The 16,368-nt window shown below is 59.3% G+C and carries 9 protein-coding genes and 7 pseudogenes; 11 read left to right on the top strand and 5 right to left on the bottom strand.

From position 1 onward, the window contains the following. Window positions 1-501: 501 nt before the first annotated feature. Window positions 502-1,908 (top strand): aminotransferase, encoded by a 1,407-nt coding sequence (locus tag DPM35_RS27090; RefSeq protein WP_112130237.1) that lies wholly within the window; start codon window positions 502-504, stop codon window positions 1,906-1,908. Window positions 1,909-2,322: 414 nt separating this feature from the next. After that, window positions 2,323-3,063 (top strand): autoinducer binding domain-containing protein, encoded by a 741-nt coding sequence (locus tag DPM35_RS27085; RefSeq protein WP_425373421.1) that lies wholly within the window; start codon window positions 2,323-2,325, stop codon window positions 3,061-3,063. 263 nt (window positions 3,064-3,326) lie between these two features. Here DPM35_RS27085 and DPM35_RS27080 read toward each other — a convergent pair whose 3' ends face one another. Further along, window positions 3,327-3,581 carry a hypothetical protein gene (locus DPM35_RS27080; protein ID WP_112130235.1) on the bottom strand — a complete coding sequence of 85 codons (255 nt, stop codon included), beginning with the start codon at window positions 3,579-3,581 and terminating at the stop codon, window positions 3,327-3,329. A gap of 142 nt (window positions 3,582-3,723) precedes the next feature. Here DPM35_RS27080 and DPM35_RS27075 point away from each other — a divergent pair, with 142 nt between their 5' ends. After that, window positions 3,724-3,969 (top strand): helix-turn-helix domain-containing protein, encoded by a 246-nt coding sequence (locus tag DPM35_RS27075; protein ID WP_112130234.1) that lies wholly within the window; start codon window positions 3,724-3,726, stop codon window positions 3,967-3,969. Window positions 3,970-4,156: 187 nt separating this feature from the next. On the opposite strand, the gene DPM35_RS27070 is transcribed toward DPM35_RS27075, so the two are convergent. After that, the gene (locus tag DPM35_RS27070) at window positions 4,157-4,852 is read right to left on the bottom strand and encodes an OmpW/AlkL family protein (protein ID WP_112130233.1); all 696 of its coding nucleotides are present in this window, start codon (window positions 4,850-4,852) and stop codon (window positions 4,157-4,159) included. A 151-nt stretch (window positions 4,853-5,003) separates the two neighbouring features. Continuing rightward, window positions 5,004-7,118: a prolyl oligopeptidase family serine peptidase gene (locus tag DPM35_RS27065; protein WP_112130232.1), complete on the bottom strand. Its 2,115-nt coding sequence runs from the start codon at window positions 7,116-7,118 to the stop codon at window positions 5,004-5,006. Window positions 7,119-7,622: 504 nt separating this feature from the next. On the opposite strand from DPM35_RS27065, the pseudogene DPM35_RS33370 reads away from it, so the two are divergent. From DPM35_RS33370 to DPM35_RS27045, 3 genes and pseudogenes are all read left to right on the top strand, one after another. Continuing rightward, window positions 7,623-7,745, top strand: a pseudogene (locus DPM35_RS33370) (tyrosine-type recombinase/integrase); the annotation flags it as partial. A gap of 139 nt (window positions 7,746-7,884) precedes the next feature. Further along, window positions 7,885-8,004 (top strand): annotated as a pseudogene (locus tag DPM35_RS33365) (IS91 family transposase); the annotation flags it as partial. 698 nt (window positions 8,005-8,702) lie between these two features. After that, window positions 8,703-9,503: a CmcI family methyltransferase gene (locus DPM35_RS27045; RefSeq protein WP_181592156.1), complete on the top strand. Its 801-nt coding sequence runs from the start codon at window positions 8,703-8,705 to the stop codon at window positions 9,501-9,503. A 271-nt stretch (window positions 9,504-9,774) separates the two neighbouring features. Here the strand turns inward: DPM35_RS27045 and DPM35_RS33360 are convergent. Next, window positions 9,775-9,907: pseudogene (locus DPM35_RS33360) on the bottom strand (IS256 family transposase); the annotation flags it as partial. 151 nt (window positions 9,908-10,058) lie between these two features. Between DPM35_RS33360 and DPM35_RS27035 the strand changes: the two are divergent. Further along, window positions 10,059-11,407, top strand: a pseudogene (locus DPM35_RS27035) (IS5 family transposase). A 308-nt stretch (window positions 11,408-11,715) separates the two neighbouring features. Here the strand turns inward: DPM35_RS27035 and DPM35_RS27030 are convergent. Then, window positions 11,716-12,822 carry a mandelate racemase/muconate lactonizing enzyme family protein gene (locus tag DPM35_RS27030; RefSeq protein WP_112130228.1) on the bottom strand — a complete coding sequence of 369 codons (1,107 nt, stop codon included), beginning with the start codon at window positions 12,820-12,822 and terminating at the stop codon, window positions 11,716-11,718. 333 nt (window positions 12,823-13,155) lie between these two features. Here DPM35_RS27030 and DPM35_RS27025 point away from each other — a divergent pair. From DPM35_RS27025 to DPM35_RS27005, 4 genes and pseudogenes are all read left to right on the top strand, one after another. Further along, window positions 13,156-13,246: pseudogene (locus tag DPM35_RS27025) on the top strand (IS5/IS1182 family transposase); the annotation flags it as partial. 296 nt (window positions 13,247-13,542) lie between these two features. Further along, a pseudogene (locus DPM35_RS27020) lies at window positions 13,543-13,686 on the top strand (IS5/IS1182 family transposase); the annotation flags it as partial. A gap of 626 nt (window positions 13,687-14,312) precedes the next feature. Further along, window positions 14,313-15,041: pseudogene (locus DPM35_RS27010) on the top strand (SDR family oxidoreductase). 6 nt (window positions 15,042-15,047) lie between these two features. Next, window positions 15,048-15,812 (top strand): SDR family NAD(P)-dependent oxidoreductase, encoded by a 765-nt coding sequence (locus DPM35_RS27005; RefSeq protein ID WP_112130227.1) that lies wholly within the window; start codon window positions 15,048-15,050, stop codon window positions 15,810-15,812. The last annotated feature ends 556 nt before the right edge of the window (window positions 15,813-16,368 follow it).

The raw sequence follows: 16,368 nt of genomic DNA, 5'->3' as shown, positions 1-16,368 counted from the left end.
GGGAGAAGCCGTACGCCGGCGATGTTAAAGGCGAGGCCTTGCTGAACAAGGAGCCAGCCCGCTTCCCTGCCGCGCGACTCACGATCTCAGCACTGCCTGGGAACTTGCACTGATGGGATGCTCTTAACACCACGAGCGTGCAAATTACCATCGTTCTGAAACGAATTCCGCCGAAACGAAAAATAAACCGCGGAGGTTCTTTTTACGGCGGCTGAATGCGGGCCGTCCCGCAGCGGATCCCGCATTCAGTCCGGTGTTTAGGCGTGCGGCTACACACCATCCTGCCGACGAACAAAACATTACCGCGTTAATCACCTTGTCGCCCAGGGCGAAGATAAGCTCAAGAAATCTTGTTTTCCACGCCGTTTGGACCGATTTGCGCGAATTCGTCGGCTAAAGAGGCGCATTCCCGCGAAATTGCACAGATGTTTATGGATATGCTGATTCAACCGAGCGGCTGGCCAACGGGCTCTCCGCCGACTGATCGCAAGGAGAGGAACGATGCGCCTGAGCAACCTGGGAACCGAGCAATTGAGGGAGAAGGATCGAAGCTTCGTCTTTCATCCGTCCACCCACTTGGCCAAGCACAGTCGCGGTGAGACGCCGAACCGTATGATGGCTGGCGCAGAGGGCGTCTATATTTGGGATACGGACGGTCGCAAGAGCCTCGACGGTTTCGGCGGGCTCTACTGCGTCAACCTGGGGTATGGTTGTTCGGAGATTGCAGAGGCCATTGCACGACAGGCGCACGAGCTGCCCTTCGCTCACATCTATGCGAGCCAGGGAACCGAACCAGTCGCCCTCTTGGCCGAGGCCGTTGTCGAATATTTCGGCCAAAACATGCGCAGGGTGTTCTTTGGCCTCTCCGGCTCCGACGCCAACGAAACGAACATCAAGCTCGTCTGGTATTACAACAACATTCTCGGCCGGCCTGAGAAGAAGAAGATCATATCACGTCATCGAGGGTATCACGGATCCGGGCTGGTCACCGGCAGTCTGACCGGCCTTCCCTTCTTTCACGATTTCTTCGACCTGCCTTTGAACTTGGTGCGCCACACGACGACGCCACACCATTACCGGCAAGCGCATGAGGGCGAAAGTGAGGAAGCCTTCTCCAAGCGCTGTGCCAGCGAACTCGAAGCCCTGATCCTTGCCGAGGGGCCAGAGACGGTTGCTGCCTTCATCGGCGAGCCGGTGCTTGGGACGGGGGGCATCGTTCCACCGCCAAAGGGATACTGGACTGCGATCCAGGGAGTTCTTGATAAATACGAGATCCTTCTGATCGCCGACGAAGTGGTCTGCGGCTTCGGCCGGACTGGCGAGAAGTTTGGTTCTCACCTCTATGGCATGCGTCCGGACTTCGTGACGATCGCCAAGGGTCTAAGTTCGGCCTACCTGCCCATCTCGGGGTCCATCATCGGCGACCGTGTCTGGTCCGTCTTGGAACAAGGAACTGAAAAGCATGGGCCCCTGGGCCACGGCTGGACCTATTCTGGCCACACGCTTTGCGCTGCGGCGGCGCTTGCCAATATCAAGCTGCTGAAGGAAAAAAACATCGTTGAACATGTTCGCGACGTCGGACCCTACTGGCATACCCGTATGAAAGCCGAACTGGAGGGGCATCCCATCGTTGGAGAGGTCCGCGGCGTCGGCATTCTATCGGCCGTGGAACTGATGAAAGACCCTAAGAAGCGAGTGCCATTTGATGCCGGACTTCAGGTCGGCGTGCGCGCCGCGGCCGCTCTGTTCGAGAATGGTGTCATCGGCCGCGCTATGCCGCATGGCGACATCATCGGATTTGCTCCTCCTTTGATCATCAACCGAAAAGAGATCGACCTTATCGTCGGCGCGACGGCGAAATCAGTAGACACGGTCTATCGCGCTCTGCGGGCCGAGGGCTCGATTTGACCCAGGCGGCTGGCGAAAACATCGCCTCGGGCCGAATGCTCAACGGTCCTCGCCGACGGACTATGCGCTAGAGCACTGCGCGCAGAGGCTGCAGGACCGGACTGGCCTGGCCCACCGCTTGCCTCGATGAGGCTGGCGGTGGAGCGTTCGCACGAAACTGCGGGCAAAAGCCAATAGAGGGGAATCTCAACATCCCTGTTGCCGCTGTCTGGTCGCAACGCGGCTGCGATCCAAGCGCGGCGTGCCCTGCCGGTGTTACCTCCCCGCTGGCAGGGCAGTGTTCCCGATGAGAGTGATTACAGGCCACGGCATGCCAGCACGATTCTCACTGTTTAGCCGATTGCTGACAGCTGGGCCTGCGAAGGTCGGCAATATACACTTCTCAGGCATTGAGCCCAGGGCATGACAGAGGACATGCAAGTCGTTTTTGAGCGGTTTTTGGAGGATCTGTCGGAAAGCGCCGACGAACAAGATTTCCAGAAGGCGATGAGTTGCGCGGCCGCTAACCTCGATCTGGCAGCTTTCGCGTATCTCTCGTTGCCCACACACCGCTCGGGTAAGCCTCGAGTAATCTCCAACTATCCGGATCCCTGGACAACGCGCTATCTGCACAAGCGGTATCACAAGCTTGACCCTGTGGTCTTGCGTGCGCAGTGCGGTGGCCATCCCTTCCGATGGGGATCGAATCTGTGCGGCGCTGGAATGTCCTCGTCCCAGCGGCAAGTATTCGATGAGGCCGCCGAATTCCGCATCTCCTGCGGTTTGACAATTCCGATTGTGGATCGCCGCGGGGGCATTGCCGCGGTTACATTTGCTGCCGACGAGCCTGATCCGGCCTTTCTTCGGGTCGCTGAAAGGTATGAACAGTCGCTCCAGTTCATGGCGACCTGTTTTCACATCTACGTCCGCCGCAACCTCTCAGGTGATAGAAAGGTAGACGGCGTCTCCTTGACCCCTCGCGAATATGAGTGCCTGCAGTGGGCGGCGCGCGGCAAATCCGCCTGGGTTATCGGTCGCATCCTGGGCATAAAGCAGCGCACCGTCGGATTCCATCTGGACAACGCCAAGAAGAAACTCGGCGTACGTACCCAAAATCAGGCTATTGCTCTGTTGGCCTCGTCACGGTCTTCGGCCGTGTCCCGCGAAGTTGTGTAGCTGTCGGCCGCAAAGCCGCTCGCGCGCGCTCGAATAGCTCAATAGCACGGCTCCAGGCACAAAACCGTTGGAGGCCCGGGTTTCCACCGGATCCGGCTGGCCAGGCCTACGTTTTCCCGCTCCAGACCGCCTAAGGTTCATTAGGGGCATCGCGGCACCGGTTCGTTGCCCCGTACTCCGCAGGCTCGTGCCATTTGAACGGCGCGGCAGCTCAGGCCCACAGTCGCTGAGGTCCTTTTTCATCAAAGGCACTCGGCATTTTGTCAGCTCGCGAACAATTCCTTGTAGCCGGTGGTCAAAATCCAGCTCGCACGATCTAGATGGCTGCGAAGAGCTTTCTTCGCGCGTTCCGGCTCACATGCTGAATCAATGCCGAGGATCAGGAGAGCCATCTCCTCTTCAGTCGCCTCCTCCTCGGCAGCGGCGTCAAGGAGCTGCATGTAGATCGTGAAATGCTCTTTGTCGTAGGCTGTCAGGCTGTCCGACCATGGCACTTCAGCTGACAGTTCCAGTTTCATGGCGAACGCAGTCTCTCTAAGCTACGGCGGAGGCGCGCCTGGGAGCCGATCTGCACAAAAGACTTCTGGCGATCTGTCCCTCTATAACGAATAGGAACGATCGTTCCTAGAACGATCGTTCCGGTTCAGTCCCTATCTCGTCGTGGATCTCAAGGAGATCATGGCGATCAATATGCGTCGTTTGCGCCATGACCAGAACCTGACGCAGGAACAGCTGGCTGCGCGCGCTGAGCTTAGCATGCGCTACGTGGGCTCGATCGAACGCGCACGTGTTTCTGCGAGCGTCACCGTCCTCGGCCGGCTCGCCGCGGCAATGAACGTCGATCCCTGCGAGTTGATCAGACCGCGTCCAGCCAGGAGCAAAGCTGTTCCCGGCTCTCGGGGCTGAATCATGCCCAGTTGCCCGACAGCAACGTGGATACGGCAACGATGGTCTCCGGCATGCCATTGACGCCATATGAAGGACAGTAGGAGTTTCTCGAATGATCCGAGGAGACCATGAAGCCGGTGGCCAAAGGGCGCGCCGGGCGCCCTTTATGTGCGGTCTGCCTTGGGAGGCTTTCACGGCTTCGTTTTCAGAAGCGGTAGGTTAGGCCAGCGCCAATCAACCAGGGATCAAGTGCGGCCTTGCCCGTCAGCTTCGCGCCGTTCACGGTAACGTCGAAGTCCGGTTTGAGGAAAAGCTTCTTAACGTCGAAGTTGAAGCCCCAGTGTTGGTCCACCATGTAGTCGAACCCGGCCTGCAGCGCGGTGCCGAACGTGTTCTTGACATTGAGAGCGTCGGCACTTCCGACATCCTGATTATAGAAGATCGTGTAATTTAAGCCGGCGCCGATATAGGGCCTGAAGGCACCGAGATTGGTAAAATGATACTGCAATGTGAGGGTGGGCGGCAGCAGCCAGACCTTGCCGATCTTGCCCAGGTCGCCGATCGCTCCCTGGCCATTGATGTTGGCGTAGGTGGTGCCGAGGATGAGTTCGGCGGCGATGTTGTCCGTGAAGAAATAGGAGATATCGAGTTCGGGCGTTACAGTGTCGGAATAGGAAAGATTGGAGCCCGGCACTCCGCCGACATAGCCCGCATCCCTGGTGACAACCCCCAGGGCACGCAGGCGGACCTGCCAAGGGCTTGGCGCTTGCGTGACCAACACTTCTGCTTCGGTGGGGCACGGAGCTTGCATAAGATCGGCTGCGGCCGCCTGCTGCCCAACGGTCATGAAGCCGACTGCCGCTGCTATCGCCTGCACCAAGTCCAATAGCTTTCTGGCCATGAGAATCTCTCCTTGTTGTTCATACGTACTGCACCAGGAACTGTTCTGCTCGAGCCAATCGGGGTAGACGGAGCGTTCCTGATTCCTGTGCGTAAGGCTCCCGATATCCCGCCTGCTCAAGAACAGCAGCATGCGCTCTGTGCGTTGCTACTCACCTTTGTTGCGGGGCCGAACGCTGCCCAACGCAATCGGCGTTCCAGCCGATCGCACCGCGCAGGAAATTGTTGCCGAGCGCAATGAATGCGGCCCGCTCCCGATTGTCCTTGCCATGGCCGTGGCCACCCGCGCTGAGCTCGTAGAAGTAAGCGGGATAGCCGAGAGCCTGCAGCTTTGCGGCCATCTTGCGCGCATGGCCTGGGTGGACGCGGTCGTCGCGCGTCGTGGTGGCAAGCAGTATCGGCGGATAGGGCTGTCCCGGAGACGCGGCGTGATAGGCGGAGATTTGCCTTAGCAAGGTCCAATCCTGTGGCTTGTCGGGATCGCCATATTCGCCCGTCCAACTGGCACCAGCCAAAAGCTTGGTGTAGCGGCGCATGTCGGTAAGCGGCATTGTGCAGAGCAGCGCGCCGAAACGCTCCGGGTAGCGGGTGAGCATGTTGGCGATCAGAAGGCCGCCATTTGAGCCACCTTGGGCGGCAATTCGCCTCGGCTGCGTAACGCCCCTCCGCACGAGATCGGCAGCAACCGCGGCGAAATCATCATGCGACAGGCGTTTACCTTCCCGGCGCCCGGCTTCGTGCCAACGGCTGCCGAACTCGCCGCCGCCCCGGATGTTGGCTACCACACACGTGCCGCCACGTTCGAGCCACAGCTTGCCGAGGGAGGAGTTGTAGGAAGGAAGGAGCGAGATGCCGAACCCGCCATACGCAGTGAGGTGAACCGGAGCATCGCCGCTCCCGTCCGCTGGGCCGATTTGCGTGTACGGGACCACCTCTCCATCGGTCGAAACTGCCTCGTGGCGCGTGATCGTCAGCCCGGACGCATCGAAAGTCTCCCGACTGCGCTTCAGGACGATGGGATGGTCGAGCGGAGGCGTGGCATTGAGATCCAACAGGAAGAGCGTCGGCGGCGTGATCGGATCCTGAGCCGAAACAAGGACCTCTCCATTGGTCTCGTGGACTCCGGGATCCAGCGACCAGACGTGAACGGTTCCTTCGCTGGACACGCAATCGAGCGCCCTGCGTGTCCATTGTTGTGGGCCGGGGCTTAAGACGTCGAAACGCGGTAGGAGATTGACGAGGTAGGCGATGATGAGCTTGCCGTCATTCCAGGAGAAGGACTGCAGGGCGCTCCTGTCGCCCGGTTCAAAGAGCGAAACAAAATTGCGCTCGCCGGCGAGGAAGGAGGAAAGCGAAATGCCAATCAGCGTATCTGCGGCATGAGTGGCGCCTTCCACCGTCCAGGGCATGCGTGGCCTTACCACCAGCCAGTCGCCGAAGACGCTCCATCTGGCATTCTTGGGAAGGTCGACCTCAATCTTCGGCCCGCTCCTGTCCCCTATCCGGCCAATCTTCTCATGGGCACCCGGCGTCTCGATGAACCACACCCGCTCGCTCTCGGCGGTGCGGTCGAGATAGCCAGACACGCTGACGGATTCCGAGCCGGTCTCGAAGATGACCGGCGCGTCGAGCGGATCGGCGCCACGCTTCCACACCCGCACGGTGCGCGCATAGCCGCAGCGCGTGGCCATGCCGTCCCCAAGGGCACTGAAGAGCAGCAGCGTGTCCGGGTCGAGCCAATCGATCCCGCCCTTGGCCTCCGCGAGATAGAAGCCATCGGCGACAAAGCTCAAAGACACCATGTCGAATTCGCGGTGCACGACCGCGTCGCTGCCGCCGTGCGAGAGGCGCACAATGGCTCTTTCGCGTCTTTCCGGCTCAATTGAGGCGCCACCCCAGACCCAGTCCATTGCGTCATTGGCGGCGAGAGCGTCCAGGTCGAGCAGTACCTCCCACCGTGGATCGCCCGTCAGGTAGTCGGCAAGTGTAGTTCGGCGCCAGAGCCCGCGCGGGTTTTGGGCGTCCTGCCAGAAATTGTGGAGGTGCTGGCCGCGGCGCGCGATAAATGGAATCTTCTCAGGACAATCGAAGATCGCCTTCAGGGCGTCCCGGTCGCGGTCGAACCGCGTTCCACCGAACTGCCGCAAGGTCCTGGCCGACTGGCCGGCCGCCCAGGTCAGCGCCTGATCGCCTTCAACATTTTCAAGCCAAAGATGGGGATCATCGTCGGGAGCATCCGGCGTTGGTCGGAAATCGAATGCCGTCATGGCAGGAAAACATGAGAGATGATGTCGGCTGGTAACAAACGCAAGGATCTCCTTCGGCTGTGGACACCTAGTTTTCGCGCCGGCATGTTCGGTGAACGCGGTCTCGGATAAATTCCCTATCGGCGGTGTGGCAACGCGTTTGCGCATAGGACAGCATATACCGTGCCAACCAGGAAAATCGGTTGGGAACAACGAGATCGCGCTGTAGCGTCGATATCTCATGTCCGACATCGTCGAAGTTCCGACAATAAGTCCCACCAGGAGATCGCTATTGCGCTGGCGAGTGATCTGACAGGATTAGAGGTATGTGTCGCCAGCAGGATGCGATGGCGAGCAAGCTGGGACAGCGAGTTGCTCTAGCGCCTAAACTACCGCGCCGACCGTTTGGTGCGATGTAGGCTAGCTGCCACCCGCGACCAGTCCTCCGCAGCCTTTAGCGCCTGATCCGGCCCGCCCGGGTGGCTGTTTCCTCCCCGCGACGGCTCCGGTCCTGTAAACCCGCAGGTGCTTCACGTCGCGTGTTGTGTGGCCTGCGAGGCCCTGGGCGTCGAGAAGCGGGTGACCGTACATACGCTGCGGCATTCGTTCGCGACTCACCTGCTTGAGGCAGGCACGGACATTCGCATCATTCAGGTGCTGCTTGGCCATCGCAGCTTGGCGTCGACAACGCTCTACGCTCAGGTCTCGACAGACATGATCGGCCGCACCAATCAGTCCTTTCAACCAGTTGCTAGTCAAAGTCATGCCGCCCGGTTGATCGGCATCCATGCGCTCCGCCTCGGAGGTGGCGGACGTATTCCGTCGCCACGGCGCGGCCTATCGGCAAGCACGGGCCGGCCATCTTGGTCGCGTCGAGCGTCGGGTCATGGCTGCGATCGAGGCCTGCGCGAAGGAGAAGCAACTGGGCCGGGATCTATGCCAATTCACAACAGCTCGGTGCACTTGGTTCTGAGAAAGGGCGCGGTGGCGTGGCCGCCAATAGCCACGCAGGATCTCCAGCAGCGGCTTGCCATTTTAGTGCATAAGGCCCTCCAAGCAACCCACGGCTGCCGCCGATACAATTGAAGGGCCCGGTTGATCCACAGCGCGACAACATCACGTAGCGGCCTCGCGACGTTTGCCTTCCTCGACGCTAGTGTGATCACGATGCAGCTCGCAACTGGGATGTTCAGCGAGGCTCCAATTCCGTTGGCCAAGGTGAGGACAGGTTGGACAACTCTCACCCGGGGGCGGAGCTGGAACGATCATACCGAAATGTGCGGCGGTCCGAGGGCTGTCGATATAAGTGAACCGCGCCAGCAGGCCGGCGATGTCGTCACCGTCACCATGTGCTTCGACATCATCTCCCGACCGACGTGATCAGCCATTTCGAGGGCTCAATTCCAACGACACGAAGGTTGCGCTAAAAATGCCAGACCTTCTCGTTTGGGCTTTGTCGATGATGTCCCGGACCCGACAATCGCGCGGACATTCCGGTGGGAGCATGCGGGCAGCTTTTCGCTTTCGTTAAAGCAGCGGGACCTCCTTCCGCGAGTGGCACGCCGATTGCTCTTATAGAGGCAGATGCAACATGGAGACAGACCGATGAAACTCGCGTCCGGGTACAAGGCTTTTTGGGATGCAGCTCACGAGAACTACCCCGATCAGATGAGGCCCGACGGACTTCTTGATCAGGGGTGGCGAGAGATCATTCCTGACTGGCTAGGAATGTTTGACACCATAAGGAACGTCCTGAATGCTGATGATTCTGACCGGTTTGCAAAACCGTCCGATCGAACATGGATATCGTCTATCTTCCCGTGGACCGCTGACAACCGCTCCACAAGAATTGGGGCCTTGGCTAAGACTTATAAAGGACTGATACTTATCAAGACTCCTTTTGATCTCGCTTTGTATCCAAGGCTAATTTGGGAATTTCAGCCTATGACCATTATAGAGCTTGGTTCATATCAAGGAGGAAGCGCACTGTGGTTCGCTGACAATATGTCTATGCTATGTGATAAGCCAGGAGAAGTACACTCATTTGATTTGTACACCAGGTGCATCCATGAGAGTGCGACAAAGCATCCATTGATTACTTTCCACCAGATAGACCTTTCTGATGTCGCCAACTTTGACGAAAATTTGTTGGCGAGGCTTCCACATCCGTGGCTCGTGATCGATGACGCGCACGTAAACATATTTTCGATTTTTTCTTATATTAATAAATATATGCAGACAGGGGATTACTACGTAATTGAAGACAATCCTGCTGCAGTAAATAAAGATATTATTGACGGATTTCAGATGATAGAGGAGTTAGGTTTCCTAATTGATACTTATTATACAGACGCGTTCGGATTTAATGTCACTTGTGCTCCAAATGCGTGGCTTCGAAAGTCGTAACCGTGGCTATGATATAGACATCTGTTGGGCTGACAACGCAGGCGGCAGCTCGACTGAGTAAAGTTGCGAGCCGTCGACGGCGTGATCCACTGGGACCACGTCACCTAGTTGTGGAGCCTCAACAGTGTCCTCGGCCATCGCAAGTCAGCTGATGGGTGGTGGATTTTAGGCTCCGTGAGGCCTGTTCCAATTGTAGCGATGTAACCAGTTGGACAATTCGGCGGCGGGTTGTATTCGTCAAGTTCTGAAATTGGGGCGGCCTTGAAGCTGGTCATGCGACTTGGCGCAAGGCGAGCTTCTTGTGCTCGCGCAGGTCGTCCATATTGATGTAGCGGTTGGCATTCATCCAGTTTATCGTTGGTCTCGACGGCGAGCGTCTTGACCAGGCGCAGATAGCTTGTTGTCCGTGAAGAACACGGGAGGTTTTGATTCAATTTAGGTTTTTCCCCTGTTTTTGGGTTTTAATTCACCGGAAATCGTGGCTTTGGGGGGGCAATTTCTGGCAAATTGTAATCATACGCGTGATTCGTCTGGTTTGACGCGAGGGAGCACGCGATGCGGCCCAAGGAACGACGAGACAGCGGGCAGAGCGACCTGTTGCGGGCTCGGCTCGATCAGATCCTCTCATGCGCTGGTGAAGCTGGCCAAGGCGATCGATTGGCGCTTTCTCCAAGATCGGCTTGGCGAGGTCTATGACGACGACCCTGGCCGGCCGCCGCTGCCGACCCGGTTGATGGCAGGATTGGCCATCCTGAAGTCGATGCACAACCTGTCCGATGAAGGCTTGTGCGAGCGCTGGTTGAAGAACCCTTATTATCAGCTGTTTTGCGGCGAGGAGTTGTTCCAGCACCGGCTGGTCTTCGACCGCACCTCGCTGATGCGCTGGCGCCTGCGCATGGGCGAAGAACGGCTGACGGCACTGCTGCAGGTGAGCCTGGCTGCGGGCAACCCGATTGGGCGCGGCCAAGCCGGCCGACTTCCGTGCGGTGATCGTCGACACCACCGTGCAGGAGAAGGCGATCACCTTTCCGACCGACGCCAAGCTGATGCAGCGGGCCCGCGAGCGGCTGGTCAAGCTGGCCAGGAAGCATGGCGTCGTGCTGCGCCAGTCCTATGCGCGGGTGGGCAAGTTCGCGCTGATCAAGCATCAGCGCTATGCCCACGCCAAGCAGTTCAAGCGCGCCAACCGGCAGCTCAAGCGGCTGCGCACCATGCTGGGCGCGGTGATCCGCGACATCGCCCGCAAGATCGCCGGACAGCCGGGCCTGATGCAGGTCTTCGGCCTGTCGCTGTCGCTGGCCCGCCGCGTCAGGGACCAGCGCCAGCGCGAGCGGGGCCGCAAGGTCTACTCCCTGCACGCTCCGGAGGTGGAGTGCATCGGCAAGGGCAAGGCCCATAAGCCCTACGAGTTCGGCGTCAAGGTCTCGGTCGCAACCACCCTCAAGCGCAGCCGCGGCGGCCAGTTCGTCGCCCACGTCAAGGCGCTGCCCGGCAATCCCTATGACGGCCACACGCTGGCCACCATCCTCCCAGCGATCGAGGAGGCGATCGGCGTCAACCTCTCCAAGGTCGTCACCGATGCCGGCTATCGCGGCCACAACGCCCCGAAGGACAAGACCTTCAAGGTCCATGTCGCCGGCTACAAGCGCGGCCTCACCAAGGCCGTCAAGCGGGCGCTGCGACGGCGCGCCGCCGTCGAGCCAGTCATCGGCCATCTCAAGAGCGACCATCGCATGGGCCGCAACTTCCTGGCCTTCGCCCAAGGCGACGCCAACAACGCCGTGCTCGCTGCCGTCGGCTACAATTTCAGCCTCCTGCTCAACTGGCTGGGGCTTTTGTGCGCCTTCATCCTGGCGATGCTCGCAACCACAGCAACGCCACCCCCCCGGCCGCGATTAGCCTGACGCCGCAGCCCAGCTGGTATAGCCCGCTCCAACGGTGCGCCTTCCGCAACTGATGCTGGGAAGTCGCATTCTTCACGGACGACAGCTTTCGGCATTGGGGCAGGTGCGCACGACATAGGTGCGGCGCCTGGTCTGCTCCAGAATGTGGTGGACTTCAGGTTATGGCACGATATATGAGGAACGGCCACGCGGGGGGAGATTGGTAGGGCATAAGCAGGAGCGTCATTCCTACTTTTCCAGATCCGGACATTTTAACTTAGCCGCTACGTTCAGCATCTGCCAAACTTGAGTTTGGAAGGCTGAGAATCTCAGCCGACTGAAAATTCGGGCTTCCCAAATATCCCATCTTCCGGCACGACCCCAAGGCCCGGGCCTTCGGGCAGTTTGATGTGGCCGCCCACGACCTTCACACCGTTGGGGTCATACGTCCCCTCGATATAGGGCTCGGCCACCCAAACGCCTTCAAGCAGTCGGGGTTGCACCGTGGCACCGATATGGGTGCAGGCTGCGGCAATGATATCCCCACCCCAAGCGTCGTCGCAGGTATGGGGCATGCTGCGCACTTCGCAAATGTCACGGAAGATGGCCATGGCGTGCAACCCCCCGATCCGTGTAACCTTCATCCCGAACCCGTCGCAAAGGCCTGTCCCCGCGGCGCGGATGACCGTGGCCAGATCCTCGCCATTTTCGTCGATATAGATGCCATGATGGATCTGCCTCCGGATCGCGGCGATCTCTTCCAACGTATTGCAGGGCTGTTCCATGACGAAGGGAATGTCCGGGCATTCCCGGGAGAGCCGCAGGGCGTCGCGAGTCGTCAGGCCGCGATTGCCATCGGCGGCTAACCGCACGCCCTTCCCGCGGACCACCTCCCAGACCTTGCGGAGAGCAGCGATATCCACCTCCACCGGACGGCCGCCGATCTTGACCTGCAGGCGCGGGTAGCCCTCGGCTACTTTCTCAGCGACGATTCTGGCGGTCTCGTCCGGGTCGCCGACGCCTGCGGCATAATAGGAGGGTACGTTTTCGGTGGCAGCCCCGCCTAAAAGGTCGGACACCCGCATTCCATAAGCTTTGCCAATCAGATCATAGGCTGCGATGTCAATAGCGGCTTTGGCATAGCGATGACCGTTCAACAGGCCATCCATCAGCCGCCGCAACAGCATTGGTTGCAGTGTGCTGGCACCGATCAATCCTGGAGCCATCTCAGCCAGCGCGGCGCGGGCACCCTTGGCGTGTTGCGGCTGGTAGGTTGGTCCGACCGGGCAGGTTTCGCCCCAGCCGACGAGGCCTGTGTCGGTGACTAGCTTCACCAGCGTGCTGTCTAATGACCAGACTTTGGCGTTGGCCATAACATGGGGGCCGTTCTTGACCGGCAGATTATGTGCGTAGACGTGAATTTCCGTTATCTTCATGACTATCTCAATTTCTAGAAGAGGTGCCGGTTTGGGGTGCCGGGGTGAGTAGAACGGTCTTGCGCCGTTTCGTTTGTTGTCACCGTGTAACAAGGCGTCTCCAGAGATGCGATCGCTCGGGAACGAGGAATAAACATGCAACATTCTTGCCGAAGATGGTATTCTCACCGACGATCTGCGACTGTCGGTAATGTCCTCGCAATACTGTCGGTAATGTCCTCGCAACCCGGCCGGACTGTCGTCCGAGAACGCCGTCACTGATAGTAATCACATCCGAAACAATGGCGTCAAGCAGACCCGCGGCGTAAGGGAGACCCCTGTGGTGAGACAATGGGGCTGTGGAGGACTATCAACTTCCACCTAGTGGCTGCGGCACGTCTGGCCGTCGGTCGCGAGGCGAGCCCGAGCGCCGGCATCATCGACAGATGGGATATTCGGCTTGAGCCTCATCGTTTGGCGGTAATGCCATCAAGGTGCTGCGTTTCGATAAAACGTGGTCGGTTCGCTGGCCACAAGCCATCAGGAAGAAGACCAAGGCGACAGCAGGGCTCGCCGGCCCCGGCCGGACCGGAATGCGGCAGATCATCAGCACCGTGGTTCGCCGGGTCGAAATGGACGACGCGCACATTGAGATGACCCTCCGGGTGCCCCCGATCGATGGCCCGGCCGGCCCAAAATCACCACGCGAAACGACTATTTACACGCAACATTGTACAGAGGATAGTCGAGCGAACTTTTGCCTGGCTGGATCGCTGTCGCCGGCTCGCCAAGGACTTCGAGGCGACCATCGCCAGCGCCGAGGCATGGATCATCGCCTCTATCCGTCTTATGCTGCGCCGCGTGGCAGCTCCGCGTCCTGCATGACTAGTTTCGAGTCAACCAGATCAGCCCCGCACCTAGGTCCGCGGAATTCTGCACCCCGGACTATTTCCTCTCTGACCCGCCACAAAGTCTTCCATGACCAGGGCCAGCATCTGCATCGCCTTCGGCTACCAACCGAGACCACATGGTCAGCCCGCATGCGTTGACTCGAGAAAGCGCCGAGCCCTCCATAGCCCACGTAAGCCGTGAAGCACGATAGCGCCTGTTATTCGATCGGCGTCAACGGGAATAGCGGACGATCGGCTTTGGCTTGGGTTCTACAATTAGGCAGGCCTGTCACCCGACAACCGTCGCGTTTCTGACAGGGCGCATAAACCGACAACCGGTGATTCAATGAAGGTTCCTCCTCTGGCATGGTTCATGCGTCGACAACCGCATTAAGAAGGAGGTCGTCTCATGATCATCGAAAAAGCGTGGGGCCTTAAAGATCACAGCCTTTCGAGCCGACCAAACGTGAGACTCAGACATCCTGGTATAAGCGCACAGCCAAAAGACGGGGGAGGGAGTTGCCAATTCAGGCTGCAGCGCGGCACCGCGCCCGCTATCGGCCGGAACATGTTAGCGAAGTGGGTGGAGATTATGACTGACTTTAAGAGAAAACCCCAGTAATAACAGGCGCGGCTGGAGGTATCGGACAAGCGATCGCCAGACAGTTCGTCGCGAACGGCTATCGTGTCGTTTCGGGCGGCGCCGACCTGGCTGATCTAGACAGGCTTGAGGCCGAGCTCAACCTGACACACTGTCTGGGAGCAGGGTCGGCGACTTCAGCAACAAGGGCCATTGCGAGGAACTGATCTACTATTCCGTTCAAGCCACGGGACCGCTAGACGAGCTTGTCAACAACGCCGGCATCATCACCAAGGCCCATCCTCGAGACGACCGATGAGGATTGGGACCGCACGTTCGACATCAACCTGACGTCGATGTTCTGTACCTTCAGGAAGCCCATCGGCCATATGAAAGGCCACGGCGGTGGGGCGATCGTCAACGTCTCATCGCTGGGTCTTTATCCTGGACCTGGCCATGCTGCCTACCGCACCAGCGAAGCCGCCGTCGCTTCCTTGTCGAAATGCCTTGGCCAAGATCACGCGCCTGACGGAATACGCGTCAAGGCAGTTTGCCCGAACGAGGTCAACACGCCGATGATCCGCACCGGCTTTGTCCGCCGAGGCTTCGATCCGGACACGGCCATCGCGCAGCTCAACAAGTCGGTTCCGCCTTGGCCGGATCGCCGAGCCGGAGGACATCGCCGACGTGGTGTTTTCCTGTGCTCCGACGCCGCCCGCGACATCGCGGGCACGGCGGTCGAAGTGAACGGCGCGAAACCCGTCTATTGAGGACCCATGGCTGACAGACTGGCAGGCAAGATAGCAATCATCACCGGCGGCGGGCGGGGTATCGGCGCGGGCATCACCCAGCGCTTTGCGGCGGAGGGGGCGAAAGTCGCCATTGTGCAGAGAAACGCGCCGACCGAGACGATGCTGAACGAGCGCGTCATCTACGTGAAGGCGGATCTTGCGAACTCACGGGAAATTGGCTCGGCTGTCGAGGCCGTCGTGGAACGGTTCGGTGGCCTGGACATCCTCGTCAACAACGCCGGGATCATGTTCGAGAAGACCGTCGACGAGATGACCGAGGCGGACTGGGACCAGATGATGAACATCAACCTCAAGGCCCCGTTCCTGTTGACGAAGGCAGCAATGCCGCATCTTCGCAAGCGAGGCGGAGCGAGCATCGTCAACATCGGCTCGATCGAGGGGCTGGCATCCAATCCCGGGCACCCTGCCTATTCCGCCTCGAAGGCCGGCGTCCACGGCTTCACCGCGGCGGTCGCCGTGGACCACGGACATGAAGGTATCCGCTGCAATGCCATTGCGCCGGGTTGGATCAACTCCGACCTCAGCGAGGTCTACATCGACAGCATGGTCGACAGCGCCCGCGTCCGCAGGGAACTGCTCGCCATGCACCCGGTCGGGCGACTGGGCGAGCCTAGGGATGTCGGCAATCTGGCCGTCTGGCTTGCCTCGGATGAGAGCGCCTTCGTGACCGGGCAGATCTCCATCATGGACGGTGGTCGCACCAAGAAGCTGCCCCTGCCGACTTCCTGAAAATGAATGTCGGCAATTATTGTCGAAGGATCATCAACTTTTGGATGCCCGATTTAACCCTCGTCGCTTGCTGGTAGATGAATATCAGAACTTCACACCCACTGCGTTGCGGGCGCTGCTGCACCTTCAGGAGCGCTGCGGTTTCGCTTTGCTTCTCGCTAGTAACTTCATCGGTTAGCGGGCACGAGGCGTGACACCCACGTTATGGATAAGATCGATCGCCGTATCGGCATGCGTTCGAGACGCGGGAGGACTGCATAAGGATCGGCGTCGAATACAACGTTGAAGGAGTCGATGGCGACAAGGCAATCGCCTCTTATGGTCAGAACACCTCCCTTCGCTCGCTTTGTCACGGTCTTCAGAACTGCGCTGCCATTATCTACCGCGTTAGCGTGGCACCAATCTCTCGGGTCGCCTTGTGCTGGACATCGATTCGGGTTTAGGCGGTATAAACGTGCTGCTGGCGGAGAAATACGGTGCGGCTGCAGTGGTCGGCGTTGATGTCGAGCCGCAACTGATTCGATCGGCTCGCGACTCAGTTGCGCGGAAGGGCCTC

Origin of the sequence: Mesorhizobium atlanticum (genome assembly GCF_003289965.1) — a bacterium.
GTDB classification, from domain to species: Bacteria; Pseudomonadota; Alphaproteobacteria; order Rhizobiales; family Rhizobiaceae; genus Mesorhizobium; species Mesorhizobium atlanticum.
The sequence above is the reverse complement of the archived record's forward strand: the minus strand, read 5'-3'. Positions and strand labels throughout refer to the sequence as shown.